7 protein-coding genes and 1 pseudogene are annotated in these 18,765 nt (G+C 69.8%); all 8 read right to left on the minus strand.

Annotation, left to right across the window (positions count from 1 at the left end; genetic code table 11):
* Nucleotides 1-21: 21 nt before the first annotated feature.
* Nucleotides 22-270, minus strand: a complete 249-nt coding sequence (locus QCD66_RS16520) for an acyl carrier protein (protein WP_364220355.1) — start codon at nt 268-270, stop codon at nt 22-24.
* A pseudogene (locus tag QCD66_RS16525) lies at nt 263-6,529 on the minus strand (condensation domain-containing protein); the annotation flags it as partial. The pseudogene QCD66_RS16525 and the gene QCD66_RS16520, both read right to left, overlap by 8 nt.
* A 182-nt stretch (nt 6,530-6,711) precedes the next feature.
* The gene (locus QCD66_RS16530; protein ID WP_375734694.1) at nt 6,712-7,845 is read right to left on the minus strand and encodes a 2-oxo acid dehydrogenase subunit E2; all 1,134 of its coding nucleotides are present in this window, start codon (nt 7,843-7,845) and stop codon (nt 6,712-6,714) included.
* The gene (locus QCD66_RS16535; protein ID WP_364220346.1) at nt 7,838-8,866 is read right to left on the minus strand and encodes a transketolase C-terminal domain-containing protein; all 1,029 of its coding nucleotides are present in this window, start codon (nt 8,864-8,866) and stop codon (nt 7,838-7,840) included. Before QCD66_RS16535 ends, QCD66_RS16530 begins: the two co-directional genes overlap by 8 nt.
* Nucleotides 8,863-10,284 carry an MFS transporter gene (locus QCD66_RS16540; RefSeq protein WP_407567190.1) on the minus strand — a complete coding sequence of 474 codons (1,422 nt, stop codon included), beginning with the start codon at nt 10,282-10,284 and terminating at the stop codon, nt 8,863-8,865. Before QCD66_RS16540 ends, QCD66_RS16535 begins: the two co-directional genes overlap by 4 nt.
* Nucleotides 10,284-13,373: a type I polyketide synthase gene (locus QCD66_RS16545; RefSeq protein WP_375734692.1), complete on the minus strand. Its 3,090-nt coding sequence runs from the start codon at nt 13,371-13,373 to the stop codon at nt 10,284-10,286. The genes QCD66_RS16540 and QCD66_RS16545 overlap by 1 nt, the downstream gene beginning before the upstream one ends.
* Nucleotides 13,363-13,593 (minus strand): MbtH family protein, encoded by a 231-nt coding sequence (locus tag QCD66_RS16550; protein ID WP_364220340.1) that lies wholly within the window; start codon nt 13,591-13,593, stop codon nt 13,363-13,365. Before QCD66_RS16550 ends, QCD66_RS16545 begins: the two co-directional genes overlap by 11 nt.
* Before the next feature lie 38 nt (nt 13,594-13,631).
* Nucleotides 13,632-18,743 (minus strand): amino acid adenylation domain-containing protein, encoded by a 5,112-nt coding sequence (locus QCD66_RS16555; protein ID WP_407567191.1) that lies wholly within the window; start codon nt 18,741-18,743, stop codon nt 13,632-13,634.
* Nucleotides 18,744-18,765 lie beyond the last annotated feature (22 nt).

Below are 18,765 nucleotides of genomic sequence, written 5' to 3' on the forward strand. Positions count from 1 at the left end.
GTCGGTGGGCCGAACGTGCGGTCAGACGGCGACGCCCTTGAGGCGCAGGGCCTCGCGGACCGCCTCGACCGTGGTGAAGGCGACGATCTCCTGATGGGAGAAGCGCACCTGGTAACTCTGTTCGAGCCGCACCACCAGCTCGACGTGTTTGAGGCTGGTCCAGCCCGACAGCGTCGCCGGGCCGGACCGGTCGTGCACGTCGGTCGGATCCACTCCTAGGACGGCGGCGACGATGTCGGTCAGTGATTCGGTCGTGGCCGGCTCAGGCACTGGTACCCACCCCCATCTCGGCCGGTCGGCCCGCCAAGGCCCGCAACCGGCGGCATATCTCTTCAACGAGCTGTTCGACGGTGTCCCGGCGGTAGAAATCGGTGCTGTAGACCACCTCGACCCGGAACTGGCGACCGACCGTCGTGCCGGCGATGTCGAGGTGGTACGCCCACTCGCCGCGGCCGTCCTGGGCCCGGCCGAACGCTGGCGGGCGGACCCGGAACAGTTCTCCGCCCTCCTCGGCGTCGTCGAACCGGAAATGGCCGGTGTAGTTGATACTCACCTGCGGCCACGGAACCTGCGCCAACTGGTCCCGCACCGCCGGGTCGTCGCGCAGGAATCGCAGCAGGCCGTACCCCACACCGCCGTGCGGTGTGCCGGCGAGTTGGGCGGCGAGGTCAGCGACCGCCGCCGGCTCGTCGTACGCCTCCGGTAGCCGCAGCCGCAGTGGGTAGAAGACCTGAAACCAGCCGACCGTACGGGACGTGTCGACACCGTCGAACAACGCCTCCCGCCCGTGCCCGGTCAGCGCGAACGTACGGTCGGTGTGGCCTGTCCGCTGTGCCATCGCCGCGGCCACAGCCCAGGTCAGCGCAGCCGGCAGGTGGGTGCGCAAGCGTCGGGTCGACTCGCGCAACGCGGTCGTCTCGGGCTCCGACAGCATCGCCCGTACCGAGGTCAAGGTAGCGAACCGGGTCCGCCCGCCGGCGATGTCGGGCGGCATCGCCGCGGTGGCGCCGCCCGCCTGCGCCAGCCAGAACGGCAGTTCGGCGGTGATCTCGTCGGAATCCGCGTACCCGGCCAGCCACCGGGCCCATGCCAGGTACGGTGTCGTGCCGGCCGGCGGTGCGGCCGGCTTACCGCGCAGCAGTCCCCGGCAGAGCGCCTGCAGGTCGGCCAGCAGGATGCCTCGGGAGACGCCGTCGGTGACCAGGTGGTGGCAGATCAGCAGCAGCCGGTCCGGTCCGTGCCGGCCGAGCCGGAAGTGTTCGGCGCGGAACAGCGGGCCGCCCAGGTCGAGGCCGCGCTGCGCCTGCGCCGCCAACTCGACAATCCGCTGCTCGTACTCGGTGTCCGCCAACACGGAGACATCGTGGCTGGTGAACGGGACCTCCGCCGGCGGGCCGATGGTCTGCCCGCCGGCGGCGTCCCCACCGGGTAGCCGGATCCGCAGCGCACCGTGGCGGGCGGCGAGGAGCCGGATCGCCCGCTCGACCTGTTCGGGTGGCATCGGCTCGCGTAGGTCGAGATAGTACGGGTGGTTGAAGTGTGCCGGCCTGGGCATCTTCGGTCCGACCAGGTCGAGGTACCAGCGTTGCGCACCGGTCAGCGGCGCGGATTCGTCGGCCGGCGTCGGTTCGCCGGCCTGGGCCGGCGCTGCCGCCGGGTCGGCCTGGCCCGGCTGGTCGGGGCCGCCGGTCGGGTCGACGGCGGGCCGCGCCGCGCAGAAGGCCGCGATCGTACGGTGGTCGACGAGGTCCTGCGGGGCCAAGAAGATTCCGGCGGTCGCGGCCCGGTAGACGGCCTGTACCGCCAGCATCGAATCCCCGCCGAGCTCGAAAAAGTCGTCGTGGATCCCGACCTGTTCGACGTGCAGCAGGTCGGCCCAGATCTCGGCGAGAGTGCCGGCACGGGGATCCGACCACGGCCCGGCCTGCCCGACGGTGTCGCGACCGTGGATCCGCCCAGGGTCGAGCGGGCGGGCCGGCGACGAAGGCTCCACCGGAGCAGGGTTCTCGGCCGGGTCTTCGGCGCTGGCGAGAATTCCGGTGGAGTACTCGGCTATCCGGGCGACTTGCGCGGCGGGCATGGCCGCGACCTCCACCGCCCCCGGGCCAGGCGGATCGAGCGGCCAGACGTGCCCGAGGAACTGCCACAGCTCGGCACCGCCGGCCGGGGCGGTCAGGGCGACCGTGTCGGGGAAGCGATCCAGCACGGAAGCGACCGTGACCGGGTTGGTGTCGAGCACGACGCAGTCGGCCGGCGTGCACGTGCCGGCGTCGACCAGTCGGGCCAGGGTGTCGACCGGACCACTCTCCGGCGGCCAGGCGAGCACCTGGCGGCCGTACCGGTGTTGTTCGAGTCGAATCCGCGCGACGTCGCTGCGGCGCCAGCCGGACTCCGGCAGCAGTAGCCACCCCGGTTGCCGACCGGCGGCGAGCAGGCGGCGGACGATCTGCGCGCCGAGCGCGGCGAGGAACTCCTCGGTGTAGCTGTCACCGGTCGGTCGGTAGGCCGTCGCCACGCCGTAGCGGTGCGCCCACCGCGCCGCCGCGTCCACCTCGACGCCGGTGACCGTGGAGAGTTCGGCGGCCAGCCGCTCGTCCAGCCGACCGAATGCCCCGGCCCATCCGGCCCAGGCCGGTGCGGCCGGGCAGGTCACCACGAGCAGTGGGCGCGGCCCTCGCCGCCGTACGGCAGCCACCAGATCATCGACGAGTTCGTCCAGCATGCGTACGCCGTCGGCGAGCCGGACCTGGGACGGCTCGCCGGCCGGTTCCAGCCAGTCCGTCCAGCGCAGCAGGAACACCCGGGCCGCGCCGTCCGCGCCGTCCGCGGTGTCCAGCAGCGCGGTGAAGACCCGGCCGGCCGGCTGCGGAGCGATCCGGATCGGCACCCCGCTCTGCGCCGACCAGTACCCGACGGGACCCTCCAGCCTTGCCGCGTCGAAGGACGCCGCCACCGGTGCGACGCCGGCGGTCGGATCCGCCCCCGGCTCTCCGATCGGCTCGTCCGGCGCGTCCACCGCCGCCGCCAGCACGTCCTCGAAGTCGGCGAGCCAGCCGGTGACGGTCGTCTCGGTGAACAGCGCGGTCGGGTACTCGGCGACCACCACCAGTCGTTCGTCGCGCCATTGCAGTGTGACGAACAGGTCGAAGTCGGTGCCGGTGGCCGGACTGGCGACACGCTCCACGTCCAGGCCGGGCAGCTCCAGCGCGACCGGTTTCTCGTCGATGAAGCTGACCGCGCACTGGAACAGCGGGTGGACGCCGGGCCGTCGGGGTGGCCGGACCGCCTCGACGATCCTCGCCAGTGGCACCGCCTGGCGCTGGTACGCGGCCACCGCGGTGGCCTGCACCCGGCGCAGAAGCCGCCGGTAGGTGGGGAGCCCGGCCAGGTCCAGCCGGAAAGGGAGCAGGTCCGCGAAGTAGCCGATCAGGTCGGTCACCTCGGCCCGCTCGCGACCGGCGGTGACGACGCCGAGCACGATGTCGTCCTGGCCGCTCGCCCGGTGCAGGACGATGCCGAGGCCGGCCAGCAGTGCGGGGAAGAGCGGTACGCCCTCGCCACGGCTCAACTCCCGCAGGCGTACACCAAGATCAGCCGGGAGTGTCCGGGCGACCCGTTCCGACCGGTACGTCGGCCGCGCAGGGCGCGGATGGTCGGTGGGTAGCTCGAGTTGGGCGGGCGCCCCGGCCAGCCGTTCGTGCCAGTACCGCACCTGCCCCGCCGCATCGTCACCGGTCAGCCACTCCCGCTGCCAGTGCGCGTGGTCGGCGTACTGGACGGGGAGCGGTGCCAGCTCCGCCGCGCGTCCGGTGACGGCGGCACCGTAGAGTTCGGCCAGCTCGGCGAAGAACCGGCCCCACGAGGCGTTGTCGCAGATCGCGTGGTGCATGCTGATCAGCAGGTGGTGCGCCGCCGGGCCGGTGCGCAGCAGCCGCAGCCGCAGCAGCGGGCCGTGGGCCAGGTCGTACACCGCCTGCCCGTGCTCGGCGATCCGTTCGCGTACGGCTGTCTCCCGCCGCACCCCAGGCAGCTCCCGCAGGTCGAGATCGGGCAGCCACGGGTCGGCGTCCGCAGCGATGGCGAGCACCGGCCGGCCGCCCCGGTTCACGAACCCGGTCCGCAGAATCTCGTGCCGATGCACGATCCCGGCCACCGCGTGCCGCAGCGCGGTCCGGTCCAGCGGACCGCTGATCCGCGCCGCGAACGTGGTGTTGTGCCTGGCGGCATCACCATCCAGTTGGGACAGCGCCCACAGGCGCAGTTGGGTGAAGGAGGCGGGCAGTTCCCGGCCCCGGGCGACGCGGACCAGCGGCGCGTCCGGTCCGGTCGGTTCCCGCGCCGTGTCGATGGCCGCGCCGAGCCACTCGATGGTGGGCTCGCGGAAGAACTCGTGCAGCGGCACCGCGCAGCCGAACCCGGACCGTACCCGCGACAGCAGTTGGGTGGCGAGCAGCGAATGCCCGCCAGCGGCGAAGAAACTGGTCACCACGTCGAACGGGTGCGTCGGGAGCAGGCCGCGCCACAGGTCGACGAGTCGGCGTTCGGTCTGCGTACGGGGCTCGACCGACCGTTGCGGGTCGTACACCGGTGGTCCACTTACCCGTGCCCGGTCCGCGACCGCCTCGGCGGTGGCCAACTGGGTGCGCATGTAGGCGGCCCGCTGCGGTCCCGGGTCGACCCCCCAGCCGACGGTGAGGTGGTCCATCACGGCGGTGCCGATCGCGGCGAAGAAGTCCGGTGTGTACGGTACGTTGCCGATCTCGTCGGCGGTCGGGTCGTGCGTCTCGGTGACCGCGTACCGCTGCGGTGACACCCAGACCAGAGCCACGTCGGGTGCTGCGGCCAGCCCACGGGCCAGTCGCTCGTCCGCTCGCCGGCAGAGCGCCTCGTGCCCGGGTGGGCTGGGGCAGACCAGCATCAGCAGCGGACCGTGGCCGGCCTGGCGGACTGCGTCGACGAGATCGTCGACCACCTGGTCGAGCAGCCGTCCACGGCGATCGGTGTCCACGTCCCCGTCGACCGCTGTGCCGGTGTGCCGCAGCCAGTCCGCCCAGCGGACGAGCACCACCATGTTGTCGGTGTCGGTGTCGGCCGGGTTCAGAAGGTGCTGCACCACCTGCCCGTACGGCGCCAGGCGCACGGCGACGGGCACCCGCAGGAACCCGGACCAGAACGCGATGGTCGTGCGGATCGGGTCGGCGGTGAACGACGCCGCCACCAGGATCTCCCGCCGCCGCAGGCTCGCCAACTCCGACAAGCGGTGGCCAGGCTGGACTGCCAGATCGGCGAGGACCGCGGCGAACCGGTCCAGCACCTGGTCGATGGTCTCATCGAGGTAGAGGTCGGCGTTGTAACGGAAGACACCACGTAGGACGCCGTCGGCGTGGGCGATCGTGACGAACGCGTCGAAGTCGGTGCTGACGCCTTCGACCTGGTCGACCACGAAGTCGACGCCAGCCGCCGAGCGCTGCGGCTGGGTTCCCTCGGCGACGCTGATCATGATCTGGAACAGGGCGTTGTATCGGGGGTCGCGGGCCGGTGCGACATCTTCGACCACTCGGGCGAACGGGGCTGCCTGATGCGCCTGGCCTGCGGCAAGCGCCCGGTGCACCTGCCGGACCAACCCGTCGCCGGTCGGATCGTCCGCCATGTCGACGCGGAGCACGATCGTGTTGGCGAAGCAACCGACCAGGTGCTCGGTGCCGGCAGCGGTCCGCCCGGCGACCGGCACTCCGAGCAGCACGTCGGACTGGCCGGCCGTTCGACTCAGCAGCGCGGCGAAGCCGGCCAGCACCACCGCGTTCAACGTGACCCCGTGCGCGCGGGCGAGCCCAACCAGCCCTTCGGTGGTCTCGGCGGACACGTCGAAGGCGCGGTGGCGCGCGCGATGCGTCTGGGCGGGCGGCCGGGGACGGTCCGGTGGCAGCGTGGACAGCGCGGGCGCGCCGGCCAGCCGATCCTGCCAATAGGCCAGATGCCCGGCGAGCCCAGCCTCACCCGCTGCCCGTTCTGCACTGGCATGATCGACGAACTGGACGGTCAGCGGTGGCAGCGCCGCCGGGACGCCGCCGGCGAACTCGCCGTAGCTGGCCACCAGGTCCGAGAGCAGCACGCCGCCGGACCAGCCGTCGAACGCGATGTGGTGCACGGTGATCAGCAGCAGGTGTTCCGCCTCGGCAAGGACCAGCAGAAGCGCCGCGATCGGTGGCCCTACGGCCAGGTCGAACGCATGATGGGCGTGCGCGATGGCCTGGCTCGCGGCGGCGGCCCGCCGCTCCTCTGGTGGCAGGCCGCGCAGGTCGACAGCGCGCAGCGGCGCCGCGGTCTGGTCTCGTACCACCTGCCGCGGCTCGCCGTTCACCTCGACGAACGAGGTCCGTAGCGCGGGCTGCCGGCGCAGCACCGCGGCCAACGCCCGGTCGAGAGCGGCGCTGTCCAACGGCCCGGTGACGCGCAGGACGATAGGTACGTTGTATGCCGGGTCACCGGGGTTGATCCGGTCCAGGAACCACAGCCGTTCCTGAGCGAAGGACAACGGTGCTGGATCGGTGTCGGCACCCGGTGGGGCGGCCGCGGCGGCTGGGGCTTGCGAGGACCGCCGCTGGCGTAGGCGCAGCGCCAGTCGCCGCTGCTGGGCGGGGCTGAGCCCAGCCAGTTCCTGGCGGACTTCGTCGGGCACAACTGGCTCCTTTCCGGCGTCCGGCTCTGGTCTCATGTCGTTAGTCGCCGTAGCCCTTCCGGTGTCTGCAGCGCGTCCCGTAACGCGGCCAGGAACAGGCCGGCCTGCCTGCCGTTGAGCAGCCGGTGGTCATAGCACAGTCCGACGTAGACGAAGCTGCGGGCGGACAGCCCGCCGTCCGGGCCGAGGCAGGGCTCCTGCTGGCGCGCCCCGAGCGAGACCATCGCGACCATCGGGGGCAGGATCATCGGCTGGGCCAGGACGATCGGGTCCTCGGCCAGGGCGACGCCGATGTTCGCACCACGCAGGTCCTCGGCGCGGAACTCGCCCCGCATCGCGGCCATCCTGGCCGCCAGGAGCTGCTCGGCGACCGCGCGCAGCGAGAGTTGGTTGGCGTCGCGGAGCACGGGTACGAACAATCCGGTGCCGACGTCGATGGTCACTCCGATACTGGGCGCATCCGAGAGCATGACGTCGCCGCCGTCGGTCCAGGTGGCGAAGTGCACCGGGAACTCGCTGTGCTGTCCGGCTACCGCGCGGACGAGTAACTCCGTCAGCCCCACGACGTACCCGTCCTGCTCGGTGGCCTGTCGAGCGGCAGCCAGGGCCGCGTCGACGATGACCTTGCAGACGGCGTACCCGGCGGGGATCTCCCGGTGTGATCGGGTGACCACGTCCGCGACCGCCTGCTGGTGCCGCGACGGAGTGTGCCGGGCGATGGTCGCGCTATCTGCCGGCGGCGTGCCGCCCCCGGCCAGTAGCGGTTCGAGATCGGCACGGGAGACGATCGTCTTGCCGAGCCGGCGCACCATGTCCATCGACAGGTTGTGCCGGGCGACCAGATCGCGGGCTGGTTCGGTGAGTACGATCTCGACGTCCTGGTCGCCGGCGCGCGCCGCCGGGGGAGCCGACAGGTAGCGCAGCCGTTCGTCCTCGTCGGTGAAAAGGCGTCCGATCACCTCGCCGGGCCGGCATTCGGTCCCCTCCTTGACCAACCGGTGCAGGATCCCGCTGTGCGGGCTGGGCAGATCCTCGGCGGCCTTGGCCGTCTCCACGACCGCGACCGGCGTCCCCTCCGGCACGGTGTCCCCGTCGGGGAGCAGCCATTCCAGCAGTATGTAGCTGTCATCGTTGCTGTTGAGCTTCGGCACGGTGATGTCACGCATCGATATCCTCCGCGATGGCCCGGTAAACGTCGTCCGCCTGCACCACGACCTGCTTCTCCAGGACCCTGGCGGCCGGGATCACCCCGTGGCGGGAGCTGACCACGGTCACCGGGTGGCGCAACGTGCGCCATAGCCGCTCGTACACGGCTCGGGCGACGTCGGCGCCCCAGGTGGCGCCAGCCACGTCCTCCTCGACCACGCACACCCGTGCGGCACCCGCGAGGGTGGGTAGCAGCGCAGTCAGGTCCAGCGGATAGAGCTGGACCGGAACCAGGATCTGGCACCGGATCTCCCGGGTGAGGAAGAGCCGCCGCGCTGCGGACAGCACCCGCTCGCAGAGCCCGCCAGGCGCGATCACCACGACATCGCCGTCGGCCGGGGCGCCGATGCTGATTCGCGCGACCCGCCCGCGTGGGTCGAGGTGGTCGTACTGGAACAGGTCGTCGACGACGCCGCCGGTGTGTACCCGGCGCCCGTACAGGAGCTTGTTCTCGAACAGCATTGCCGGCTCGTCGCCCGACAGGATCTCCTCCAGCAGCGGTCCGCACGGGTGGAACGGGGAGAGTTCGAAGAGCGTCAGGTGCGGGATTCCGAGCAGTTGCTTGTGCAGGTACTGGCTGTGGGTGGGACCGTAGCCCCGGTCGCCGCCGACCGGGCAGCGGATCAGCACCGGCATCGGCACCCGCCGGCCGTACATCGAGACCGACTTGGTGAGGAAGTTGAGGATCTGGTCGTAGGCGAGGGTGACGAAGTCGGCGAACATGATCTCGACGATCGGCCGGTTGCCGCACAGGGCCAGCCCGCCGGCGATGCCGACGGTGGCCTGCTCGCTGATCGGCATGCCGATGACCCGATCCGGGAACCGGCTGGAGAGTCCCTTGGTGATCTTGAATGCTCCGCCGTACGGGTCGAGGATGTCTTGTCCGAGCAGGACGACCCGTTCGTCACGGGACATCGCGTCATGTAGCGCCCGGTTGAGGTCTTCGGCGACCCGGGGGGCGGGCGTCTGGTGCGCGGTCATCCCGACCGCCCTGCCCGGCCGACGGCTGGCTTGCCCGGTTCGCGTGCCGGTTCGTCCGGTCCGCCAGCAGGGTCGGCCGTTGGCCCGCCTGACTCACCTCCTGGATCGTCGGATGCCGATGGGGAATCGTCCAGCGCGCGGAGCCGGCGGAATACGAAACCGGAGAGTCCCACCAGTACCCCGACCACCCCGGAGAGCAGCATGATGAGCGACATGCCGGCGCCGGGACCGGTGCCGACCAGAGAACCGAAGATCCCGGCCAGTGCACCGTCCGGCATCATCGACGGCTCGAACACGTCGTCAACCAGGGGGCCTGTGATCACCATCGCGACCGGCAGCGCGAGCTGTGAGATCGCCTGACGGGCGGCGAAGACCCGACCCTGCACCTCCTGCGACACCCGTTCCTGCCAGATGGACTGGCTGTACGCCTCGATCACCGGGATGCAGAGCCAGGCGCAGAACCAGCCGATCGACCACATCACCAGCGAATCGCCCAGTCCCAGCAGGATGCGCCCGAAGACGGCGAAGCTGATGATGGCCGCGAACATCACCGGGATCTTCCGCGCCGGTGGCTTTATCGCGGTCACCACGATGCCGCCGAGGATGCCGCCGATCGCGCCGACGGAGTTGACGATGCCGACCTGCACCTCGTCGTCGCCGGAACTGATCATGATCAGGGGAGTGAGCACGATCCACCCCATCGCGGCGAGTACGCCGATCGACAGCCCGGCCCCCTGCAACGCGAGCAGCCCCGGGTGCCGGCGGATGAAGCCGAAGCCGTACCCGGCGTCGCGCCAGATGCTGCGCCGTTTCTTGCCGTCCCCGGCGGCCGCTGGCGCCGGCAACATCACCAGCATCACAGCCACCAGTGCAAACCCGTACGAGACGACGTCGATCAGCAGTACCGTCTCGATGTCGACCAGGGCCATCAGTGCGGCCGCCACCACGGGGGCGAAGACACCCGGCACCGAACGCGACAGGGCCATCATCGCGTTCGCCCTGGGGAAGCCCTGCTTCGGCACCAGCAAAGTGATCGTCGAGGTGTACGCGGGCCCCTGGAACGCCAGGAACGCGCCGGTCACCGCGTTCGCCAGGAACAGATGCCAGACCTCGACGGAGCCGCTCCAGAACAGCAGCAGGACTCCGACCGTGACCACGAGCGAGGCCGCGTCGCTGGCGGCCAGGCTCACCCGGCGCCGCCAGCGGTCGATCAGCGCACCGGCGAACGGGCTCGCCGCTACCGTCGCGCCGTACGCGAGGAACGTCATCACGGCGAGCGCGGTCGTACTGCCGGTCTGCTTCCAGACCCAGATCGACAGCGCGAACTGGGTCATCCGGGTGCCCATGCCGGAGAGCAGCTGCCCGGTCCACAACGTACTGAACGCGGCCATCCCGGTCGGTCGGATCGTCAACCTCATCACTCCTTCACCCACTCACTGGCCAACTCGGCCCGGATCTGCTCGGCCGTCAGCCCATCCAGTTCGGCAGCCAGTTCGGGAACGAGCGGCTCGACCCGGTCGGTCAGCTTCTCCACCACGATCGACAGTCGGGCCACCGTCGGCGCATCGAACACCGCGTCCGGGCCCAGGTCGACGCGGAACAAGTCGCGGATCTGGGCGACCACCCGGGTGGCCAGCAGCGAATGGCCACCGAGCGCGAAGAAGTCGTCGTGCAAGCCGATCTCCGGTATTCCCAGCGCCTCCTGCCAGACCGCCCGGATCACCTGCCGCACGTCCGCGTCCAGTGCCGGTTGCTCCGCCGTACCGGCGCCGCGGTCCGCTGCGAGGGCGGCCGGGTGCGCCGCCGGAACGGCGGCAACCAACTGCCCGGCTTGCCCGTCCCGGGTAGCAGCCGGTTGCTCCATCCCGGTGATGAAGTGGCGCTCCCGCGCGTACGGGTAGGTAGGCAGTGGAATCCGGCCCCGCCGTTCGCCTTCCCGGTAGCCCGACCAGTTCAGCGCCGCGCCGGCCAGCCAGAGCCGGCCCAGCGTGGTGTGCGTGAAGGTGGTCTCCGGTGTTCGGTCGCGGCGGTGCGGCAACGAGGTGAGCGCCAGGTGGCCGCCAGCGGCGAGATCGTGACCCGCGCAGAGGGTCCGCAGCGTGTCGCCGGGACCGACCTCGAGCAGCAACTGCCGGTCCTGTTGCAGCAGCAGCCCGATACCTTCGGTGAAATGGACCCGCTGGCGCAGTTGACGCACCCAGTAGTCCACGCTGGTCGCCTCGGCGGCGCCGAGCCAGCCGCCGGTCACGTTCGAGATCACCGGCACCTGGGGCGGTCGCAGCGTGACCCGTCGGAGCGCCTCGGCGAAACCGGCGAGGGCCGGCTCCACCATCGGTGAGTGGAACGCCCGGGCGGTGCGCAGCTGCCGGCACGTCACGCCCTCGGCGCCCAGCCGGTCCCGTAGCCGTGCCACCGCCTCCGCCGGCCCGGAGACCGTGCACCAGCGGGGCGCGTTGCTCGCCGCGATCCCCAGATCCGGCTCGAGGCGCGCCTCGACGTCGCGCGCGGCCAGATTGATCGCGAGCATCCGTCCCGGCGGCGTCGCCTCCAGCAATCGCCCACGGGCGACGACCAGGTCCAGCGCGTCCGCCAGGCTCAGCACACCGGCCAGGCAGGCGGCCACGTACTCGCCGATGCTGTGGCCGACCAACGCGTACGGCCGAACACCCCAGGACAACCAGAGTCGGGCCAGGGCGTACTCGACCACGAACAAGCCCGGCTGGGTATACACGGTGCGGTCGAGCAGCTCCGGATCGTCCTGCCCGCCGGGGTACAGCACCCGCCGGATGTCCAGATCGTGCCGGACCGCCAGCAGGTCCGCGCACTCGTCCACGGCAGACCGGAAAGCCGGCTCGGCACGGTACAGCTCGCCGCCCATCCCGGGGTACTGGGCCCCTTGTCCAGGAAACATCAGCACCACGGACCGCTCGGTCGCCTCCGCAAACCCAACCAAACCGGCGCCGCCGTCGGTGAGCAGGTCGACCGCCTCGGTGGTGTCACGGCAGACAAGCGCCAGCCGGTGCGGCAGGGCGCGGCGCCCCACCTGAAGCGTGTGCGCGGCGTCCGGTAGGGCGGTCTCGGTGTGGGCACGCAGATGCGTCGCCAACTCGGCCCGGGCGGCGGCGAGCGCCTCGGCGGTCCGCGCCGACAACACCAGCACCTGCTCGGGCCGGCTCGGCCCGCTGGGTGCCGGCTCAGGCGCCTGCTCCACCACGACGTGGGCGTTGGTGCCGCCGAGGCCGAACGAGCTCACCCCGGCCCGCCGCGGATGCCCCGCACCCGGCCAGGGCAGCGGTTCGGGGTTGACGTAGAACGGGCTGCCGGTCAGCTCCGCGGCCGGGTTGGGGCGGACGAAATACGGGCTCGGTGGTAACACGCCGTGCCGCACTGCCAGCACCGCCTTGATCAGACCGCCGACGCCGGCGGCCGCGTCCATATGCCCCACCAGTGCCTTCAGCGAGCCGAGCGCGCAGGTACCGGGCTGCGTAGCGGTGGCAAAAGCGCGGGTCAACGCGGTCAACTCGATGGGGTCGCCGGTCGCGGTGGCCGTGCCGTGCGCCTCGACGTACCCGATGGTTTCCGGCGCTACGCCCGCGACCTGCTGTGCCGCCCGGATGGCGGCGACCTGGCCGGCGACACCGGGCGCGGTGAAGCCGGCCCGGGCCGAGCCGTCGTTGGTCACCGCCGATCCCTTGAGGACCGCGTGCACGGTGTCACCGTCCGCAATCGCCTCGGTCAGCCGTTTGAGTACGACCAGGCCGACGCCGTCGGCCCGGACGGTTCCACTCGCCTCGGCGTCGAACGGCCGGCAGCGGCCGTCGACGGAGAAGATGTCGCCAGCCCGGTGCAGGTAGCCCCGCCGCTGCGGGAACGACACGCTGACTCCGCCCGCCAGCGCCAGGTCGCACTCGTGCCCGAGCAGGGCCTGGATCGCCAGATGCACCGCGACCAGCGACGTCGAACAGGACGTCTGCACGGTCACGCTCGGCCCGTCCAGGTTTAGGTGGTACGCGGTACGGCTGGCCAGGTAGTCCTTGTCGTTGCCGAGCAGCATGTCGTACAGCCCGACCTGCTCCAGCAGATCCGCGCGGGGCACCAGGTAACGCAGCAGGTACGTGCTGGCACTCGAGCCGGCGTACACGCCGACCGGGCCCCGGTGCTGACGGGCGCCGTACCCGGCGTCCTCCAATGCCGCACCGGCGCACTCCAGGAACACGCGCTGCTGCGGGTCGAGCAGGCGCGCGTCGCGTGGAGAATAGCCGAAGTACGCGGCGTCGAAGAGGTCCGCACCGGCCAGCACACCTGCCGCGGGCACGTAGTCCGGCCGCTCGTACACATGAGCCGGCACTCCGGCCTCGGCCAGCTCGGCGGGCGTGAAGCGGGAGATCGTCACCACGCCCTGACGTACATTGTCCCAGAATTTGGCGATGTTGCCGGCGCCCGGTGCGCGGATCGCCATGCCGACGACCGCCACATCCAGCCCGGTGGAATCGGCGTCACTCGACATGCGGTTCCCTCCCGGCCGGTGCAGCCAACCGGCGTACGCTCTTCGGGCGCAGGTCTGTCCAGACCTCGCGGATGTGCCCCAGACAGACCGTCTTGGGGCCGGCGACCCCGACGTCCACCCAGCCCGGCGGCAGATCCCGTCCCTGCGGCCAGATCGAGTACTGCTCCTCGTCGTTGCGGACCACCACGAACGTGCGGTCGTCGTCCTCGTCGTCGTACACGGCGGATCTCCTCCGGTCCGGGTTGTGGGGTGCGATGCTCAGCCGGTGATGCGGCGGCCGCGGAGTTCCGCGAGGTGCTGCTGGCGCCGGACGGCCCGATCCCGTTGGCTGTCCCGTTCCTGGTGGCTGTCGTGATCCGCGCCGCGTGACGTGTCGCCGGATGACAGGTACCGGGCGATGGCGTGGACGGTCGGGTGTTCGTACAGCGCGACGATCGGGACGCTGCGCTCCAGCCGGGCGCTGAGCCGGCTACGCACGCGGCCGATGAGCAGGGAGTGCCCGCCGATGTCGAAGAAGTTGTCGGTGACGCCGAAGTCGGGAAAGCCGAGCACGTCCGCCCACACCTCACTGACCAGGTGTTCCATGGACGTGGTCGGTGGTACGGCGGCCTCGGGGGTGACCGGCGGCGCCGGGTCTGGCAGCCGGGCCTTGTCGACTTTCCCGTTGGGCGTGAGCGGTAGTTCGTCGAGCACGACGTAGTCGGTGGGACGCAGGTGCTCCGGCAGCAGTTGGGCCACGTACTGGCGCAGTTCCGCCACGAGTCCGGCCCGGTCCGGCTCGGGACTGGTCACGTATGCGGTTAGTTGGGGGCCGCGGTGGGGGTGGTGGTGGGTGGTGATGTGGGTGGTGGTGATGTCGGGGTGGGTTTGGAGGGTGGTTTGGGTTTCGGCGGGTTCGATGCGGTGGCCGCGGATTTTGATTTGGTGGTCGGTGCGGCCGATGTAGTGGATGGTGCCGTCGGGTGTTTGGCGGACGAGGTCGCCGGTGTGGTAGAGGCGTTGGCCGGGTTTGGTGGGGTGGGGGATGAATTTTTCGGCGGTGAGGTGGGGTTGGTTGTGGTATCCGCGGGCGAGGGCGGGTCCGCCGATGAAGAGTTCGCCGGTGGTGCCGGGTGGGGTGGGTTGCCAGTGGTGGTCGAGGATGTGGGTTTCGGTGCCGTTGAGTGGGGTGCCGATGGGGATGGGGCCGGTGATGGGTTGGTGTGGTGGGAGGGGGTGGCAGGTGGCGAAGGTGGTGGTTTCGGTGGGTCCGTAGCCGTCGATTATTTGGGTGTTGGGTAGGTGTTGGCGGGCTTTTTCGGCGTGGGTTGGTGATACGGGTTCGCCGCCGGTGAGGAGTTGTTGGATGGGGGTGAGGATGGTGGGGTCGTCGTCGATGATGAGGTGGAACAGGCCGGCGGTGAGCCAGAGGGTGTTGATGTGGTGGGTGGTGATGAGGTGGTGGAGTTCGGGGGTGGTGAGTTGTCCGGGTGGTGCGATGGTGAGTTGGCCGCCGTTGAGTAGGGGGGCCCAGATTTCGAAGGTGGAGGCGTCGAAGGTGGTGGGTGAGTGGAGTAGGTAGTTCTGGTGGGGTCCCATGGTGATGTGGGTTTGGTGGGTGACGAGTCGGGTGATGGCGCGGTGGGGTACGGCGACGGCTTTGGGTTGGCCGGTGGAGCCGGAGGTGTAGAGGATGTAGGCGAGGTTTTGTGGGGTGGCGGGGCAGGGTTGGGGTGGTTTGGTGGGTGTGGTGGGGAGGTCTTCGGTGTGGATGGTGGTGGTGTGTGGGGGTAGTGGGGTGGTGTTGTGTCTGGTGGTGATGATGGTTTTGACGTTGGCGTGTTGGGTGAGTTGGTTTATGCGGGCGGGTGGGTGTGTGGGGTCGAGTGGGAGGTAGGCGGCGCCGGTTTTGGTGATGGCGAGCAGGGTGGTGATGAGTTCGATGCCGCGGGGGAGGCAGACGCCGATTGGTTCCTCTGGTTGGATGCCGTGTTCGTGGAGGGTTTCGGCGATGGCGTTGGCGCGGGTGTTGAGTTGGGTGTAGGTGAGGGTTTGGTTGTTGTAGGTGATGGCGGGTGCGTGTGGTCGGGTGGCGACTTGTCGTTCGAACAATTCCGGCAACACAAAATCAAAAATGGTGTCCGGCACCGGCGACCGCGACGACCAACTGGCCAGCAGCAGCCGCTGCTCGTCGTCGAGCCAGTCCAGCCGCGAAACCGGCGTGGCTGCGGCGGCGACGGCAGACTCCAGCAACCGCAGGTAGCTCCGGACGGCCTGACGCATCGTGGTCTTGTCGAAGATGTCGGCGTTGTACTCCCACAGCAGCGTGATCCGGTTGTCCACGTGGCCGGTCTCGCCCAGCTGCCGTTCAGCGCGGGGCACCACGATCACGTTCAGGTCCATCTTGGCCGACCCGTTGTGTCGCTCGAAGACCGTGCCCGGGGTACCGGCGAGGTTGATCTCGGTCAGTGGCGAGTCGTTGAAGCTGAACAACGTCCGGATGTACGGGTTGCCGGTGCCGTCACGGCTCGGATTCAGTAGCTGGACCAGCCGCACGAACGGGTACTCCTGGTTCGCCGAGGCTTCCAGCGCGACGTCGCGCACCCGCTGGAGCAGTTCCTGGAACGACGGGTCGCCAGCGACCCCGACCCGGAGCACGACCGTGTTGACGAACATGCCGACCAGGTCTTCGGTTTCCCGTAGGCGACGGTTGGCGAATCCCGAACCCAGGCAGATGTCCCGTTCCCCGGTGTGCCGGTGCAGCAGCGTCACGAAGCCGGCGAGCAGCGTCATGAACAACGTCGCGCCGTTGTCGCGGGCGAACTTGCGCACCTTCGAGGCGAGCGCGGCGGGCAACTCTGCCCGGAGCAGATCGCCACGGAAGGACTGCGTGTTCGCGCGGGGCCGATCCGGCGGCAGAGTGGCCGGTGCCGGCGGGTCGGCGAGGCGTGTGCGCCAGAAGTCCAGCTGTGCGCGCATGGCGGGCGCGTCGATCGTCTCCCGCTGCCACCGGCAGTAGTCGGCGTACTGGATGGCTGACGCGGGCAGCGGCGTGGGCTTGCCGAGTCGGAACGCCAGGTACGCCGACTCCAGGTCGCGCATCAGGATGGTGAATGACCAACCGTCGTGGACGAGGTGGTGCTCGACCAGCACCAGCTCGTACTCCTGCTCGTCGTGGCGGATCAGCGTCCAGTGCATAAGCGGTAGCCGGGACAGGACGAACGGCCGTTTCAGTTCGTGGGCGATCACCTCGTGTGCCCGCGCCGGTCGGTCCTGCGGCGGTATGTCGGTGAGGTCGTACCGGGTGGCCCGCACCGGTACCGGGTCCTGAACGATCTGATACGGCTGACCGTCGGTCTCCGCGAACACCGTGCGGACGATCTCGTGCCGGACCGCCACCGCGGTGAGCGCCCGGTCCAGCAGGTCGGCATCGAGCGTGCCGTGGATTCGCACCGACGCCTGTGCCCGGTACGCGCCATGCTCCTGCGCCAGGCTGGCGAGGAACCACACCTGCTCCTGCTGCCAGGAAAGGGGTTCGTGGGGTTGGCGTGAGCGCGTGGTCAGCACCGGCATCGCCGGGACGGACGGCTTCGCGCGTTCCTGCTCCACCTGGTCGGCCAGGGCCGACACCGACGGGTTGCCGAAGACCTGGGCCGGGGTCAGCGCCACCCCGAAGACCTTCCGCACCCGGCTGGCGACCTGCATCGCGAACAACGAATGGCCGCCCAGTTCGGAGAAGTTCTCGTTCACCCCGACCCGCTCCAGATGCAGGATCTCCGCGTAGATCCGGGCGATCCCGTCCTGGGTCTCGGTGGCCGGCGGGGCGTACGGGCGCCGTGTACGTAGCGCGTCCGGCGCGGGCAGGGCGTCGCGGTCGACTTTTCCGTTGGGCGTGAGCGGCAGCGCATCGAGTACGACGTACTGGGTCGGCACGAGGTAGTCGGGCAGCGTCTGGCGCAGGAAGTCGCGTAGTTCGTTCGCACCGGGGATGCGTTTGAGATCGCGGGGAATCACGTATGCGGTTAGTTGGGGGCCGCGGTGGGGGTGGTGGTGGGTGGTGATGTGGGTGGTGGTGATGTCGGGGTGGGTTTGGAGGGTGGTTTGGGTTTCGGCGGGTTCGATGCGGTGGCCGCGGATTTTGATTTGGTGGTCGGTGCGGCCGATGTAGTGGATGGTGCCGTCGGGTGTTTGGCGGACGAGGTCGCCGGTGTGGTAGAGGCGTTGGCCGGGTTTGGTGGGGTGGGGGATGAATTTTTCGGCGGTGAGGTGGGGTTGGTTGTGGTATCCGCGGGCGAGGGCGGGTCCGCCGATGAAGAGTTCGCCGGTGGTGCCGGGTGGGGTGGGTTGCCAGTGGTGGTCGAGGATGTGGGTTTCGGTGCCGTTGAGTGGGGTGCCGATGGGGATGGGGCCGGTGATGGGTTGGTGTGGTGGGAGGGGGTGGCAGGTGGCGAAGGTGGTGGTTTCGGTGGGTCCGTAGCCGTCGATTATTTGGGTGTTGGGTAGGTGTTGGCGGGCTTTTTCGGCGTGGGTTGGTGATACGGGTTCGCCGCCGGTGAGGAGTTGTTGGATGGGGGTGAGGATGGTGGGGTCGTCGTCGATGATGAGGTGGAACAGGCCGGCGGTGAGCCAGAGGGTGTTGATGTGGTGGGTGGTGATGAGGTGGTGGAGTTCGGGGGTGGTGAGTTGTCCGGGTGGTGCGATGGTGAGTTGGCCGCCGTTGAGTAGGGGGGCCCAGATTTCGAAGGTGGAGGCGTCGAAGGTGGTGGGTGAGTGGAGTAGGTAGTTCTGGTGGGGTCCCATGGTGATGTGGGTTTGGTGGGTGACGAGTCGGGTGATGGCGCGGTGGGGTACGGCGACGGCTTTGGGTTGGCCGGTGGAGCCGGAGGTGTAGAGGATGTAGGCGAGGTTTTGTGGGGTGGCGGGGCAGGGTTGGGGTGGTTTGGTGGGTGTGGTGGGGAGGTCTTCGGTGTGGATGGTGGTGGTGTGTGGGGGTAGTGGGGTGGTGTTGTGTCTGGTGGTGATGATGGTTTTGACGTTGGCGTGTTGGGTGAGTTGGTTTATGCGGGCGGGTGGGTGTGTGGGGTCGAGTGGGAGGTAGGCGGCGCCGGTTTTGGTGATGGCGAGCAGGGTGGTGATGAGTTCGATGCCGCGGGGGAGGCAGACGCCGATTGGTTCCTCTGGTTGGATGCCGTGTTCGTGGAGGGTTTCGGCGATGGCGTTGGCGCGGGTGTTGAGTTGGGTGTAGGTGAGGGTTTGGTTGTTGTAGGTGATGGCGGGTGCGTGTGGTCGGGTGGCGACTTGTCGTTCGAACAATTCCGGCAACACAAAATCGAAAATGGTGTCCCAATGGACGTCTTCGTGGTTGTTGCTGATGTGGACGAAGTCGTTCATCGACATTGTGCTCCCCTGTCCG

This window comes from Polymorphospora sp. A560 (assembly GCF_045781765.1).
Classification (GTDB): Bacteria; Actinomycetota; Actinomycetes; order Mycobacteriales; family Micromonosporaceae; genus Polymorphospora; species Polymorphospora lycopeni.

Coding starts and splice junctions, on each gene's coding strand:
- QCD66_RS16530 (WP_375734694.1), bottom strand. CDS start 7,845: ATGCGTGACATCACCGTGCCGAAGCTCAACAGCAACGATGACAGCTAC.
- QCD66_RS16535 (WP_364220346.1), bottom strand. CDS start 8,866: ATGACCGCGCACCAGACGCCCGCCCCCCGGGTCGCCGAAGACCTCAAC.
- QCD66_RS16540 (WP_407567190.1), bottom strand. CDS start 10,284: ATGAGGTTGACGATCCGACCGACCGGGATGGCCGCGTTCAGTACGTTG.
- QCD66_RS16545 (WP_375734692.1), bottom strand. CDS start 13,373: ATGTCGAGTGACGCCGATTCCACCGGGCTGGATGTGGCGGTCGTCGGC.
- QCD66_RS16555 (WP_407567191.1), bottom strand. CDS start 18,743: ATGAACGACTTCGTCCACATCAGCAACAACCACGAAGACGTCCATTGG.